This is a genomic window from Gilliamella sp. LMG 34359 (genome assembly GCF_984569085.1).
The window spans coordinates 1,008,501-1,024,290 of record NZ_OZ474906.1; the positions used below are offsets into that span (position 1 = coordinate 1,008,501).

12 protein-coding genes are annotated in these 15,790 nt (G+C 32.2%); 8 read left to right on the forward strand and 4 right to left on the reverse strand.

What is annotated here, in order from left to right; translation table 11 throughout:
- The first annotated feature begins 212 nt into the window (after nt 1-212).
- From AC5LXV_RS04760 to AC5LXV_RS04775, 4 genes are all read left to right on the forward strand, one after another.
- On the forward strand, nt 213-1,169 hold the full coding sequence (locus tag AC5LXV_RS04760; RefSeq protein WP_493467504.1) for a hypothetical protein: 957 nt from the start codon (nt 213-215) through the stop codon (nt 1,167-1,169).
- Nucleotides 1,170-1,334: 165 nt separating this feature from the next.
- Nucleotides 1,335-2,216 carry a hypothetical protein gene (locus AC5LXV_RS04765; RefSeq protein ID WP_493467505.1) on the forward strand — a complete coding sequence of 294 codons (882 nt, stop codon included), beginning with the start codon at nt 1,335-1,337 and terminating at the stop codon, nt 2,214-2,216.
- Nucleotides 2,217-2,383: 167 nt separating this feature from the next.
- Nucleotides 2,384-3,265 carry a hypothetical protein gene (locus AC5LXV_RS04770; RefSeq protein WP_493467506.1) on the forward strand — a complete coding sequence of 294 codons (882 nt, stop codon included), beginning with the start codon at nt 2,384-2,386 and terminating at the stop codon, nt 3,263-3,265.
- 167 nt (nt 3,266-3,432) lie between these two features.
- A complete protein-coding gene (locus tag AC5LXV_RS04775; protein WP_493467507.1) occupies nt 3,433-4,329 on the forward strand; it encodes a hypothetical protein in 897 nt (298 codons plus the stop codon).
- Between the two features lie 316 nt (nt 4,330-4,645).
- Here the strand turns inward: AC5LXV_RS04775 and AC5LXV_RS04780 are convergent, their stop codons facing one another.
- A complete protein-coding gene (locus AC5LXV_RS04780; protein ID WP_493467508.1) occupies nt 4,646-5,116 on the reverse strand; it encodes a pyridoxamine 5'-phosphate oxidase family protein in 471 nt (156 codons plus the stop codon).
- A 1,038-nt stretch (nt 5,117-6,154) separates the two neighbouring features.
- Here AC5LXV_RS04780 and AC5LXV_RS04785 point away from each other — a divergent pair.
- Together AC5LXV_RS04785 and AC5LXV_RS04790 are read left to right on the forward strand one after the other, a co-directional pair.
- A complete protein-coding gene (locus AC5LXV_RS04785; protein WP_493446412.1) occupies nt 6,155-6,973 on the forward strand; it encodes an HAD family hydrolase in 819 nt (272 codons plus the stop codon).
- A gap of 56 nt (nt 6,974-7,029) precedes the next feature.
- The gene (locus AC5LXV_RS04790; RefSeq protein WP_493467509.1) at nt 7,030-9,732 is read left to right on the forward strand and encodes an AAA domain-containing protein; all 2,703 of its coding nucleotides are present in this window, start codon (nt 7,030-7,032) and stop codon (nt 9,730-9,732) included.
- 479 nt (nt 9,733-10,211) lie between these two features.
- On the opposite strand, the gene AC5LXV_RS04795 is transcribed toward AC5LXV_RS04790, so the two are convergent.
- Both AC5LXV_RS04795 and AC5LXV_RS04800 read right to left on the reverse strand, forming a co-directional pair.
- Nucleotides 10,212-11,210, reverse strand: coding sequence for a restriction endonuclease (locus tag AC5LXV_RS04795; RefSeq protein WP_493467510.1), 999 nt, complete (start codon nt 11,208-11,210; stop codon nt 10,212-10,214).
- Nucleotides 11,211-11,436: 226 nt separating this feature from the next.
- A complete protein-coding gene (locus tag AC5LXV_RS04800) occupies nt 11,437-12,135 on the reverse strand; it encodes a hypothetical protein (RefSeq protein ID WP_493467511.1) in 699 nt (232 codons plus the stop codon).
- Nucleotides 12,136-13,138: 1,003 nt separating this feature from the next.
- Here AC5LXV_RS04800 and AC5LXV_RS04805 point away from each other — a divergent pair.
- Nucleotides 13,139-13,480 (forward strand): DUF7079 family protein, encoded by a 342-nt coding sequence (locus tag AC5LXV_RS04805; protein WP_493467512.1) that lies wholly within the window; start codon nt 13,139-13,141, stop codon nt 13,478-13,480.
- 263 nt (nt 13,481-13,743) lie between these two features.
- Here AC5LXV_RS04805 and AC5LXV_RS04810 read toward each other — a convergent pair whose 3' ends face one another.
- Nucleotides 13,744-13,983, reverse strand: a complete 240-nt coding sequence (locus AC5LXV_RS04810) for a hypothetical protein (protein ID WP_493467513.1) — start codon at nt 13,981-13,983, stop codon at nt 13,744-13,746.
- A 697-nt stretch (nt 13,984-14,680) separates the two neighbouring features.
- Between AC5LXV_RS04810 and AC5LXV_RS04815 the strand changes: the two genes are divergently transcribed.
- Nucleotides 14,681-15,601: a hypothetical protein gene (locus tag AC5LXV_RS04815; RefSeq protein WP_493467514.1), complete on the forward strand. Its 921-nt coding sequence runs from the start codon at nt 14,681-14,683 to the stop codon at nt 15,599-15,601.
- Nucleotides 15,602-15,790: the final 189 nt, after the last annotated feature.

A 15,790-nucleotide genomic window follows, 5' to 3' on the forward strand; every position in this document is an offset into this window, starting at 1 on the left:
ATTTAATTAGCTAGTGATGTCAATTTAACTTTAATAACTATAAGAAATCATATCATCATTGTTAATAGTTATAAATTCACAAATAAATTATTACTTATAAAAGTAATAGCTACATAGTTATATTTAGAACGGTGCTAGTTTTTACATACATGAAATGCCAAACATAATGGAAAAATTGAATTTTATTTAATAAAGAATGGGAAACAACTAATATGGCATCTATTAATGAAATAAGAATATATTTCGCTCGCTACGTTATTTTAAAAAAAGATATTAATAATTATGAAAAAAATACGATAGATGAGATATCTGCTGAATTAGAGAAGATTTATCAAGAAAATAAAGAATATATTTTAGCTAGTATAGCCATCGAATTTTCTACGACAAGTGATTATTATGCCACAATGTATCTTAGCTCTAAACAAGAAAAAAATTCCTATTTATGCGGTTATGTTTCGACATCTGCATTAAGTTTGTTACTTGATTACTATAATATCTATCCACATCAAGACCGTTTTTTAGTAAATCTCTCATATCAAGGCGAAATCTTACTAATGATGTTTGCCTGTAATCGATTTGAGTTAATTGAACCTTGCTACCCAAAAATTGTTGAAAGTATTCTCAATGGTAATATGAGTCGAAGTTTACCTTGGGGAGGAGATGGTGAAGGTAATGTTGTACCACCGAAACCACAGCGCTTAGGCGTATTAGCGATTGAAATGATGGCAAGTGAGCGTAAACAAAGCATTGATTGGGATGGGGCAAATATCCCAATTGACCTATTTTATCATCGTTTTTGTCAGGAAGCGCTGTACAGCACCGATGAAAATGAGTTGACTGATTGGTTAACCAAGCTTTGTGATAATCATTTAGAATGGGTATGTTTGTTTTTTGATAATGACGAAAAGCAACCATCAACAGGTTATGAAATTCATGATGAGATGTTACTTCTATGGCCATTTGAATATCACGCCGTGAAAAATTTTCGAGCACGTCATGGTTTATCTACCCCTAAAATCGATCACCCGCTGTTAAAGACACCAATGGCTATAGACCATTTGCCGAACTTTGCAACATGGCAAAAACCGATATGGTATAACAAAATGGTTGATAAAGCGATAGAGGTAAATCCAGAGTTAAGCTTTATCCGAGAATTATTTAATTCGTGAGAGTGGCCTCAAAGCGTTTTTATTACTAGTTTTAACACAATATTAAATGCAAATGTAATAAAAAATAATTGGATTTTATTTAGTAAATCATGGAGAACAGCAACTATGGCATCTATTAATCAAATAAATAAGTATTATAATAAATACGTTTTTTTGAAAAAAGATATGAATGAATATCAAAAAGATGAAATTGATATGATTGAATCTGGATTAGAGGATATTTATAAAGAAGATAAAGAAAAGATTCTAAGCTATACATCAACTGATATGACTCATGTGATATCTTTTTATTCTACCCTTTATCTAAACTCTAAACAAGAAAAGAATCCTTATTTATGTGGTTATATTGCTTCATCAGCATTACAATTGTTACTTGATTATTATAATATTTATTCGATTCAAGACTGTTTTCAAAATGATCTATCACATCAAGGTCAAATCTTACTAATGATGTTTGCCTGTAATCGATTTGAGTTAATTGAACCTTGCTATCCCAAAATTATTGAAGGTATTCTTAACGGTAATATGTGCCGAAGTTTACGTAGAGGTAGTGTTGTACCACCAAAACCACAGCGCTTAGGGGTATTAGCGATTGAAATGATGGCAAGTGAGCGTAAACAAAGCATTGATTGGGATAATGCAAATATTCCTGTCGACCCATTTTATCATCGTTTTTGTCAGGAAGCACTGTACAGTACTAATGAAAATGAATTGATATACTGGTTAACAAAGCTTTGTGATAATCATTTAGAATGGGTATCACTATTTCTTGATAATGATGAAAAGCAGCCAGCAACAGGTTATGAAATTGATGAAGATATATTATTTCTTTGGCCGTTTGAATATCAGGCAGTCAAAAATTTCCGAGCTCGTCATGGCCTTTCTACCCCAGAAATCGATCACCCTCTGTTAGAGACACCAATGGCAATTAACCATTTCCCTAATTTTGCAACATGGAAAAAACCAATGTGGTATAACAAAATGGTTGATAAAGTGATAGAGGTAAATCCAGAGTTAAGCTTTATTCGAGAATTATTTAAATCGTGAGAGTGGCTTCAAAGCGTTTTTTATTGCTACTTCTAATATAATATCAAATGCCAAATGTAATAAAAAATAATTGGATTTCATTTAGTAAATCATGGAGAACAGCGAATATGGCATCTATTAATCAAATCAATAAGTATTATAATAAATACGTTTTTTTGAAAAAAGATATGAATGAATATCAAAAAGCTGAAATTGATATGATTGAATCTGGATTAGAGGATATTTATAAAGAAGATAAAGAAAATATTCTAAGTTATACATCAACTGATATGTCTCATGTGAAATTTTTTTATTCTATCCTTTATCTAACCTCTAAACAAGAAAGGAATCCTTATTTATGTGGTTATATTGCTTCATCAGCGTTATATTTGTTACTTGATTATTATAATATTTATTCGATTCAAGACTGTTTTCAAAATGATCTATCACGTCAAGGTCAAGTCTTACTAATGATGTTTGCCTGTAATCGATTTGAGTTAATTGAACCTTGCTATCCCAAAATTATTGAAGGTATTCTCAACCGTAATATGTGCCGAAGTTTACGTAGAGGTAGTGTTGTACCACCAAAACCACAGCGCTTAGGGGTATTAGCGATTGAAATGATGGCAAGTGAGCGTAAACAAAGCATTGATTGGGATGGGGCAAATATCCCAATTGACCTATTTTATCATCGTTTTTGTCAGGAAGCGCTGTACAGCACCGATGAAAATGAGTTGACTGATTGGTTAATCAAGCTTTGTGATAATCATTTACAATGGATATCACTGTTTCTTGATAATGATGGAAAGCAGCCAGCAACTGGTTATGAAATTGATGATATCATGTTATTTCTTTGGCCATTTGAATATCAGGCAGTCAAAAATTTCCGAGCTCGTCATGGCCTTTCTACCCCAGAAATCGATCACCCTCTGTTAAAGACACCAATGGCAATTGACCATTTCCCTAATTTTGCAACATGGCAAAAACCAATGTGGTATAACAAAATGGTTGATAAAGTGGTAGAGGTAAATCCAGAGTTAAGTTTTATTCGAGAATTATTTAAATCGTGAAAGTGGCTTCAAAGCGTTTTTTATTGCTACTTCTAACATAATATCAAATGCCAAATGTAATAAAAAATAATTGGATTTCATTTAGTAAATCATGGAGAACAGCGAATATGGCATCTATTAATCAAATCAATAAGTATTATAATAAATACGTTTTTTTGAAAAAAGATATGAATGAATATCAAAAAGCTGAAATTAATAGGATTGAATCGAGATTAGAGAATAATTATAAAAAAAATAAAGAATATATTCTAAGTTATACATCAACTGTTATGTCTCATGTGAAATTTTTTTATTCTATCCTTTATCTAACCTCTAAACAACAAAGGAATCCTTATTTATGTGGTTATATTGCTTCATCAGCATTATATTTGTTACTTGATTATTATAATATCTATCGACATCAAGACTGTTTTCAAAATGATCTATCACGTCAAGGTCAAATCTTACTAATGATGTTTGCCTGTAATCGATTTGAGTTAATTGAACCTTGCTACCCTAAGATTGTTGAAAGTATTCTTAATGGTAATATGAGCCGAAGTTTACCTTGGGGGGGGGATGGTAGAGGTAATGTTGTACCACCAAAACCACAGCGCTTAGGGGTATTAGCGATTGAAATGATGACAAGTGAGCGTAAACAATCCATTGATTGGGATAGGGCAAATATCCCAATTGACCCATTTTATCATCGTTTTTGTCAGGAAGCGCTGTACAGCACCGATGAAAATGAGTTGACAGATTGGTTAATCGAGCTTTGTGATAATCATTTAGAATGGATATCACTGTTTCTTGATAATGATGAAAAGCAGCCAGCAACTGGTTATGAAATTGATGATATCATGTTATTTCTTTGGCCATTTGAATATCAGGCAGTCAAAAATTTCCGAGCTCGTCATGGTCTTTCCACCCCAGAAATCGATCACCCTCTGTTAAAGACACCAATGGCAATTAACCATTTCCCTAATTTTGCAACATGGCAAAAACCAATGTGGTATAACAAAATGGTTGATAAAGTGGTAGAGGTAAATCCAGAGTTAAGCTTTATTCGAGAATTATTTAAATCGTGAAAGTGGCTAAATCTGTATTCAGCCAGCGAAATCTTAACAAAAGTATTAAAAAACTTGTAAATACTGGATTTCTATTTTATTAAAATTGTTTATATATTTAAATGAAAAGTGACCTATAAAATTGAGTATTTATAACTAGCTATTTACTATTGTATATTCAACATATGCACCAAATAAATCACGAGCCTTTAACCTATTTTGTGTTATTTTCTTATTACTGATAATTAATAGCTAGATGGTTAAAAACTCACATATAAGTATTATTAATTTAGGTTTTCTTTATCCTTTTTTACCCAAGCAATATAGTCATCATAATTCAATGTTTTTTAGCTGTATAAGCTTGTACTTCAATTTTTATGACGCTAATTGGTCTAACATCGCCTTCGGTAAAAGAAAAAGTTTTATTTGGAGCAAATTTATTCATCATTATTTTTAACGCCGCTATTTTTGCGGTGGGTTCTTCAATAAAGGTTGCATGCCCATTGCCGATAACACTGGCATAATCGAAGGAATATTTGCAGGCTTTTTCATTAGTGATTAATTGATGCCCTGTATCTAGCTCAAAGCTAACTAAAGGATTTTGTCTGAGTAGTTCAACTTTAGTTCCCACTTTAGCCCCATGAATATAAAAAATAAACTGATTATCTGTTGTTAGTTCATAACAAAAATTGACAGGAACAATATACGGATAATCACCATTATTCATGGCTAAACGAATAACATCAGTATGCTCTAAAATATCGATCACTTCATCAAGATTAGTTATTTCTCTATCTTTGCGTCTCATAAATATCCTTTTTTATGTCATAGATAATTTAGTTTAAAGTAACAAAAGCGCTAACTTATTAATACTTTTGTTATTATTACGCCTTATATTAAATCTAAATTGAAATTTTCACAAAATTTAAAACCATGCTAAAACTTAAGTTATTCAGTAAATATTATTTTTAATGGTTTAATTTATTTTATATTAGTCGATATATAACTTCATCTTCAAATAAACCATTTCAAATAAACCATGGTCTTTATCGTTTGGTTAAATATATTTTTAAAGGAATTAAAAGAAAATTACTAGATAGTGGATGACAGGATTTGGAGAGCGTTATCGATTTGGTAATTGCTCAATTATAAGAAAAATATGATATTTTTTGTGATCTAATTTTAGCGTCAATGAGGGGGGCTTGTTGAACTGATTTTTTGGGTTGATAAAAGATCATTTACAAAATGCCGTTTTATAGTTTATTTGTGGTAAATGTAAATGAGTGGTTTATTTGCATGGGCAAAACCCTCAGATTCTATATTGTTTTAAGATTAAATGATATTGAAGAAATATCTTAATTTGTGATTTAGATCACAGAAACAGCTGAATACCGCTAGATTTTTGTTATGTAGCTTAATTTTTGTGAGCAGTATCGTAAAATTCCTGTATATTATTTATATTGTTTAGCATGAAAGTGTAGTTGATGGTTTCAACTTTAAACACTTTTGCATAACAATAAAACTTAAAATCACTCATGTTAAGTGCCAGACATCAGGTGGATCATTGGTGATTCATAATGATCTAGCCCGTTGTGCTATTTATTATTGCGGACGTGATAAAAGGTGTAGAGGCTAAATAGTAGCTTTAAATAGCTTGAGGTTGATGTGCAAATTGGTAGTGAGATCATGGAGAAACTAGACTAGGATGTTAAAGGAGACAGTTTTTCTTATCTAAAATCAAAGAAAATGATTTGCCAGATAAGAATGATAATTATACAGAGTCACATTATAGGAAAGTTATAGCCTTATTATTGAATGTAAAGCATTATATAGGGATTAGTAAATGATTAAGTGTGCATTAATTTATGATTTCGATGGAACGTTAGCCGAAGGCGATTGCGCTCAGCATGGTCTTATGCCGGCATTAGGTATTACTGATATAGCAAATTTTTGGGTTAAAGTGAAACAACGCGCCCAACAAGATGATGGTGATGAAATACTTGCTTATCTTGGACTCTTAGCAGAAAAAGCCAATCAACTTGGTTCTGATGAATTAAGTGAAGATAATTTAAAAAAACATGGTAAATCAATTCCTCTTTTTCCCGGTGTTAATACTTGGTTCGAGCGTATTAATCAATATGCAACGGCTAATCAGATAGAACTACACCATTACATTATTTCAAGTGGTTTAGATGCGATGATCCGTGGTACAGAAATTGGTCATCAATTTAGCCAAATTTATGCCTGTAAATATCATTATTCTCCGAATGGAAAACAAGTTATTTGGCCAGCGCAAGCGATAAACTATACAACCAAAACCCAATTTTTATTTCGAATTAACAAAGGCATCTTAAATTCCTGGAACAATACTGAAGTTAATAAATTTATTGAGTTAAAAGAACGAGATATCCCTTTTGAACGAATGATCTATTTTGGTGATGGTGATACCGATATTCCATCAATGAAAATGGTTAGATACCAAGGCGGGTTTTCGTTGGCGGTGTTTGATGAACAAAAATGGAAGGAACAACGTACACAAGAAAAAGTTGAAAAACTTATTGCTGAAGAACGAGCTAATTATGTTGTTCCTGCTAATTATCAGCAAGGTAGTCAGTTAGAAGTTACAGTAAGAGGTTTACTGCAATTGTTTAAACGTAAACAATAAGGTTAAACGATTTTCTTCTTAATGGAATATATTCCCTATTAAAAGGACTGAAAGCAATGATTTCTATCTATATGAATGGCGAAAATAAAACCAAGCAAATCAGCGACTGGTCTCTCTACTATGATAATAAAGATCAAGAACTCAAACTCACTAGCCATTTTCCTTCTGGCAAAAAATATACTCAGCCACTATCACAATGCCAAGTGAATCCATTTGAGCAAATAAAGGGAAATCTTCTTATTGTTAAGGATAAAGCGAAAATAGATTGGATTGAAAAAGCTGAAAGTTATGGGCGAAAGTATACTGTTGTCTATTATCCTAACCATTCTCGCCCCTACGTTATGCTTAGTGAAAATATTCAGATCGTATCTGAGACCAATCTTAAAAATGAAGATATTTTTCACTACTTTACACAAGTAGCGCAAGCTCGTATTGAACATGCCGATGAGCACAATAAAGGTATTGCTGAAAATGTATTACGACAACTGGATAAAATCACTCCCCATCCTGATACGGTGCTTCATGCTTATTGCAGTGTAACAAACCAAAAACGCCAGCCTCCTCAACATCTTATTTATCCTTTTGGAATTAATGAAAGTCAGTTAAAAGCAGTAAAACAAGCTTTCGCATCACAAATCAGTATTATTGAAGGCCCGCCAGGTACCGGCAAAACCCAAACTATTTTAAATATTGTGGCGAATATTTTGATAAATAATCGCACGGTTGCGATTTTATCCAATAACAATTCTGCGGTAGAAAATGTCTATGAAAAATTAGCTAAAGATCAACTTGATTATCTGGTTGCTAAATTAGGCAGTAGTGACAAACGAAAAAACTTTTTTGGCGGTGAACTAGAACTGAGTCTTGAAAAACAAGAGCAAACAATAACTTTACAAAAAATAAGCGAGCTTTCAAATACATTAGTCGAACATCTCCAAGCACAGAACCAAGTTGCTTTCTTGCAAGCGCAAATTGACGAATTGACTATTGAAAAAGGGTATTTACAACAGAGCCAAAGTGAAAACTTATCGTCTGATACCCAGCAACTAAGTAAATATCAGTTTTCCAAAGAGAAAATTACCGATTTATTGGCTTATTTACATTACCTTGATCAACGTCGGATTACATTTAAAGACCGCATACAACTTCTGCTTAATTTTAAGATAATACGCACAAAATTCATTAGTAATTGGCAAAAGCGCCAAACAATTTTTAATCTTTTACAGTTGGCTTATTATAATCAGCAGTTGAATGAAAAAAAACGCCTACTTAAACGGTATCAAGAGCGACTTGAACAAAATCAATTTCACTCGTTATTGGCTGATTTAACCCGTTTTTCAATGCAATATTTGAAAGCACATCTTTCACAAACCATCGACCATAAAGTGACCTTTACCGACAAAGACTATCAACAACGTTTTAGTGAATTTACTAAACGTTTTCCAATTATAGGTAGTAGTACTCACTCCATTATCAACTCTTTGGGGCAAGGTGCCTTAATAGACTACTTAATTATTGATGAAGCTTCACAGCAAGATATTATTCCCGGTATTCTTGGTTTGGGCTGTGCCAAGAATGTGATTATTGTCGGCGATCGTAAACAGCTACCTCATGTACCTACCAAACTTGATATCAAACCACCTCATGAATATTATGATTGTGAAAAATATAGTCTACTTGACTCTTTTATTGGCTTATTTCAAGACAAAATCCCCATCACTTTACTGAAAGAGCACTATCGTTGTCATCCGAAAATCATTCAGTTTTGTAATAAGCAATTTTACAATGATCAGCTTATTCCAATGACCAAAGATAATGGAGAACAAGCGCTCACATTAATTGTTACCGCACCGGGTAATCACACAAGAAATTTAACGAATTTGCGAGAACTTGACTCTCTCAATAAAGTAGGTTGGCAAGATTTTACAGAAGAAAACACCGGTTTTATTGCGCCCTACAATAACCAAATTGATTTATCGCAAGAACATTTGCCATCCGGTATTATCAAAGCTACAACGCATAAATTTCAGGGTAGAGAGTGTGATAATATTATCTTTTCTACTGTATTGGATAAAAAGCTCAGCAGCCAACAACAGCTCAATTTTGTTGATGATCCCAATTTAATTAACGTAGCGGTTTCGCGGGCTAAAAATAGGTTTATGCTTGTCACCGGTAATGATGTCTTCACTAAAAATAACCAGAGTATTGCCGCCTTAATTCGTTATATTAACTATTATGCGGATAACGATCATATTTACCAAAGTCCGGTTATCTCGGCTTTTGATTTGCTTTATCAAGATTATGATAAGTCGTTAGAGGCACTTAACTCACGGTTAAGAAAACATGACTCAAAATATAAATCTGAACGGATTATAGCTCAATTACTGCGTGATATATTGAAAGAAAGTACTTATCAAACCATGATATACCATCAACAAGTTCTTTTAGAACAGCTGGTTTCAAAAAACAACAACAGCTTTACCGAGCTTGAACTTGAATATATGCACCATAAAGCCAGTTGTGACTTTGTCCTCTATTTCAAAACCGGTAAATACCCTATAGCAGTGATTGAAGTGGATGGCGATGATCACAGTAAACCAGAGCAGAAGAAACGAGATCAACTAAAGAATGCCATTCTTGCTAAAGCTGGTGTGCCATTATTACGACTTAAAACAATTGAAAGTCAAATAGAAGAGAAAATAAAGCAGTTTCTAAGTCAAAGCATGGTGGTTGAAAGAGAGAAATTTACGGGGTATTAGCGCTGGATAGCGAATCGATTTTAAATCAATTTTTGAGGCGACTATTTTCTTATATTATTGACACTTTGATTTTCAATATATTTATTATTTTTACTCGGTTTTATCTAAAGCCTACATAATGTAGCAAAGGCAAATTATTTATGACAAAACAAATAACTGTCATATATCGGTAAACTCATTGTACTTATCCACAATGAGTTTCTCATTGATATTCATATCGTTAAACCATCTAGCAACGTCGTCAGCAAAATATAAAGTAAAAACAGGTTAATTGCCGCGTTACTCTGTTTCTATATCTTTTACATAAAGGGTATTTATAAGCTTTTTAACTCCTAATTGAGCAATTTTTTCAGCTACTTTAGCTGATATTAACCCTAAATATGACGAGTCATAATCCAATATAAGCAATTGCTATTTATAGCTTAATGCTATCGTCGCCTACTACATTGGATAAAAAAGCTATCCACATAGTTAACTGATTATACAGGTAAATAAGCCCTTTTTAATGGCACTAGCAGTTTTGTTTCAATATCAACATGGTCATAATATTCGATTAAGGTTCTCACTAAATCATCAAGCGTCCAAAGTGTTAATGGGATTGTGGAGCGGTCAGCCTCATAGCGAGCCTCCTTGCTAAACCCTCCTGTACTAACATATAGCCCGCGATCATCTTTGTGTCTTCCACCGATAAAACTACGAATATCTGGACTACCCATTTGCACTTTGCGATGTTTTACTTCAACAATAATACGCGGGTTTTCAAACCCAAAACCATCTGGAGATGCGATAATATCTTTACCTCGATCTGGACCTGCTGGTGAAATCAGGGTTTTGTACCCCATACTACGTAATACACCGGCAACTAACTGTTGCATTTCATCCCACCGCAGTGCACTGACTAAATCTTTTATTCTTTCGATAGCTAATGCTTCCATACCTAATAGCGGATCATCATCAACATCAATTTCAATATCATCAGGATGCTCAATCGGTACATTTTGGATAGTGTTGTCATGTAAAAGTTCTTCGATGGCAAATTCAGGCAGTTGAAAGACAGTCAAAGTTGAACCTAAGGTATTTTTACTTTCTTCCGTTAGTGTATCGCGACCGATTTCCTTTTGCCATTTAACCGTTCTGGCTAAGGCCATACCTTCTTCAATCCATTCTGGATGATATTGGAAGTCAGATAATATTTTTCCTATCAAATAAGTACGATTGGCAGGAGAATAGGTAATAACCCAATCCTCAGGCAGAACCTCATTAATAAAACGCCACACTTGCGAAGCCCCTGATCGTGCGGTACCAAGCTTGGTAAGTGGTTCAACTTGAAGATAGTATTGTGTTAATTGATCTCGAGTCATGTTTGGCTTGGCATATTCAGCTAACTGTGCCCATCCTATTCCTACAACTTGGCGTTCTCGAAAATCATCATATAATCGACCACCATCACCACGAATCATCCACATCTTATTTGTCATTGTTTTATCCTTTTATTTATTATTGACTTATATTATGACTGCTATTTACTTTTAATTGATATCTGGATACTCTCTTAACTAATTAGTATAACCATTTTTTACGGAAATGATCTTCTTACCTCATTAATTCATTCAAAATGTTCTGTGGCTTTAACACTCCCTTCAAAATTAAAATATTTAATTCAATTTTGGCGAAATGGGTTATTTAAAATAGCTTATATGGCTATTATTGGTTATTTGAACCATCATAATCCTTGATGGCAAATTTACAATAAGGGTACTCATCAGTGCTGCTAAAGAATTGTTGATCATAATCAGGATCCCATAAACGAGAATACCGATTATTAATATTTAGATCTTCAATATTATTACGGTAGGCGATAATCTTTTCAGCCTGCTTTGCATTAATAGCCTCAATCTCTTTTTGACTAAATAGAATCCCAGTTCCAATAGTATGTAATAGCATATCTGACTCATCAAATAATAGCTCAACGCTTCCTGTATAAATAACGCAAACAAATGTCATTGTATCTGGATAAGCCAAACTCTTACCATAGCAAACTATCTGAAAATCACCCTTTGAAAATTGAGTATCCCAAGAATGAAAATAGTCTTTATTTTTTACCTTGCTGACCATAAGAATTTGAGCACATTTAGTGTTATTAATAACTAATTTTGATTTCTTCAATAAAATCACGGGATCTTTATAATCTTTAATAAAGTTATTTGGATTGTTCAGTAAAATATTTTTATAAGCTGGCTCATCACTATAGAAATTAACAGCAATGTTTTCTAGGTTGATTTCATAAGAGGAGGGTAATTGTTCCGTAATGACAGGGAATTGAATAAAAACATTTAATCCAATTAGCTCTTGGAAATGAAGCATGGTTTCGTGATAGTTAGTTATATCTAATTTATGATTCATAATCAAAATATTTTTTACCGATGAGCTCAATTATATCTTTCTTGGTAAAAATCCATAAATAAAAATGTTACCTCGCATGCTCGCTTTTTCACGTTAGCAATAAGAGTAAAGAATAGGATAATGTGTGAGATTGCTAGCGCTGTCACTGTCACTGTCACTTTAACGGTAAGGTGACAGTAATTGACGATTTAGGGAAGCTTGAGTAACGATGAAAACTTATGGCTTAACACGTTGCTGTTGGTTTGTCGCGCTAAGCTTGTTCAGTGTGAGCACAATATTAATCAATATTCACTTTTTTCCAACCTACGCAAACCAAAGCAAATTGATGTTATTTTTATTTAATAAGAGTCACTGTGATCATACTTTGCTTTAATTACAATCTTATCCTGAAGTAAAACTGAAAAGATAGATATAGTGAAACTCTGTCTCCATAAAGTATCCCAAATCTTTCATAAAATTGTCAGGATTATCGACAAGCTCAAATAAAGATATCAAAGGAAACTTGTCCATTATATCGTTGATGAAATCTGAATCTTCATCAAGATGCATGCAATACAAAGAATTAGCAAACTGTTTTGCTGTTATAGGGGAGGTGGGTGGTGAACTTGATTATACTTTTTCTGACTACGAATTATTATCGCCATACAAACCTGCTTAAGCATAAACAGAAAACAATTTCCTATTCACTCAATGCCAACATTGGAAAATTAACGTAATTTATCCATTGCATTTAACAAGCAAGTTCAACATTCAAGCGCTAATAATCGTTTTAAAGTTAAAGTTGAGAGAGCCAATTACATGTGGTATATATCTCGGTTATTATTAGTTAATTTTGACTCTGTTATAAAAAATCATTAAATCAGAGAGTTAAATATCGATTAACTTAAATAGAAAGTTTCTATGCTAATTCATTTTGCGTTCTGACTGATCTTTTAACACTTAGCGAAAGTAATGATTGCTACCCTTTTATGTAGTTTTGATGATGAAATAGAGGAGTTACTAGATGGAACTATTAAATGAAAAAGAGCTCTATGCTGCGCTTTCAGATCTATTTGTTGATAACCAAGCAGATTATAACTATATTGCCTCAGTAGTAAAATTATATCCAATATCCTATGTTGAACATGTGTTATTTTATTACGTGGCGCCTGCTTGTCATTACAATACGATCGGACCAGTGCCACCAGTTTGGTCGTTTTTTGATGAAGATGACTTAATGAGTGCAATAGATGACATCAAAAAAAAACAAAATCGCCCCATTCATAAAATCAAAATGCGCATTTTTGCTTTCTATCTTAAGTTTAGATTTAAACATGAATGGCAAAAAGTAAAGGACTTATTATGATTGTTATTGCGTTTAAATCTTATGTAAACAGCGTCTATAGTATCTGCTTAAATTTATAATATATTCTGTAGAAGAGATAGATTAACGATAGAATCGTGCGGCTAAAAAATTACCAGTTTGCGTTATATTTATTTGGATTAGTTTAGTTGGGGCATGAGTAAACAAGGCATTCTTTATTAATTACTGGTTTCAATTGATTGCAACAGAAAATATCAGCAGGTGATCCGTTAATAGTGTGAACCGCATCAAAGGTATACCATTTTTTAGTTATAGTGCATCAACATAACTATTAGAAAATCTTTTTTAGCAGTAGGGCGCTTAAATTTCATTTTTATAGATGGGTCTGCAACATAAGCCGCGTAATTCGCAGTGTAGCCAACCCTACCAGTGATACGAGTACCTGTAATAATTACATCTTGATTTTGTGAGTTAATTAATGTTGATGTGTCTATAGGAGTGTAGATTGCCGCTTGTGTAGCTCCTACAATTATTAACGCGTGCATTGTTCTAACTACATTATTTTTTACTTTTTATAGTTTTATGAAAGCTCTTTATACATCTATCAATGCCTTTTACTTTTATTCCTATATCAACCTTATTTTATTCTTGTGCAAACTTCTACTCTTTTAGTTTTAGGGTAGGGGGGGAAATCGCCTCTCTTTATATAGGCTTCGCAAAATTCCTCCCATTCATAAGTAAACTTATTGCTTGTATTTTTTGATAAATTTTGATTATAACTCCATTTACCACACATGTTAGTTATAGTTTCCATATTTAAATTGTTATAAAGTAAATCCAAATCAAATTCTATAGCTTTGTTATTCTCATTTTTTAATAATAAAATTCCATTAACAATTTCATATGATTGAATTACTTGTTTGCTATCAGTTTCAAAATAATCACTATATTTTTTAAGTTTAGAATCATATTTACTTCCATATTCTTTATAGACGCAGTTTCACTTACCCACAAGGTACTCTTTTGTCACCTTATTATCACCACAACCAAATAATGCGAAACAGGCCAAGCTTAATAATAAAATCTTTTTCATATCATTTCCTTTTTTGGCTAATGGTATGTTATTTAAGAGATTTGGGCAATAAAAAAACTCACTAGGCGGTTTGTGTAAAATTTTAGCTATAGCAATGAAAATCTAATTCAAGTTACAATAATAAATTATATTATAAAATGGATGAAATTATGGAAAACGATTTAGTTATATCTTTACAAGGTTTTGACGATGAAAATACCGCGAACCTGATAGGTAATTTTACCTTGACTATCATAAAGGACTTAGAAAAAGAATATAATTTGAATATTTCAAAACTCAAGAAAGTATTAATAGCTTATGATTTTGAAACAGCTCTAGAAGATATTTCTAAGGAGTACGGTCATGATGAGTCATATAATAATGAACATGTGATAGCAATATCTCAGTTGCAACCAAAATTTGATAGCAAAGGATTATATTCTGAATTTACTTTAGTTTTAAGTATAGCTTTTTTCTATAACCTATTTGAAAAAGACAACTCAATATCATTTGATAATATAAGTGGTATTATACATATGATGCATAATGAGTTAATTGATATACATCAAAAAAATGAATTTAAATTCGATGCTGGAAAATTAGATGATGAACATAATGATGCTATATTTGTAACTTCAATAAGATCTTGGCAAAATTTTCTTGCAAACTGTATGTCTGCTAAAACAGCAACTCCCGAATTTATCAAAATAGATTTATATAGTCTTGAGACAGCATTAATAGAATATCCAGAAGAAATTGAATCTTTTATAGAAGAATATAAAAATGATAGTTTATCGCTAAATGACATGTATTTAAATGTAGCTCTAAGAATTAAATCAATTGCTGATTCATATGGTCGCGCTTTTGGTTTTATTAACACACTTGAAATATCCCCCGAATTATATCCTTCATCACTTTCGGATTTACTAGAAAACACAAAATTAGGATTACTTTTAAAAGAGCTTGGTAAATGCTTTTTAGAATTAACAAATATATTCAATCAAGGAAATCTTACTGACTATAGTATGTTTGAAAACGCAAATAAAATCGTGCTCAGCATATATAATTTATTTGGATTAAGCCATGAATAGCAAGATAAAGAACTTTTAATTTATCTTGATTAATTATAAATTAAAAAACCCTCATTAGAGGGTTTGAACTGATTTAGTACATTGCTTTTAAGCTTAACATTTTCTGCTACGTTTATACTCAATATGTTATCTAGTAATTTCTAAAATTTTTATGTTATACATAAACTTTATATAGCTACTTAGTGTGGC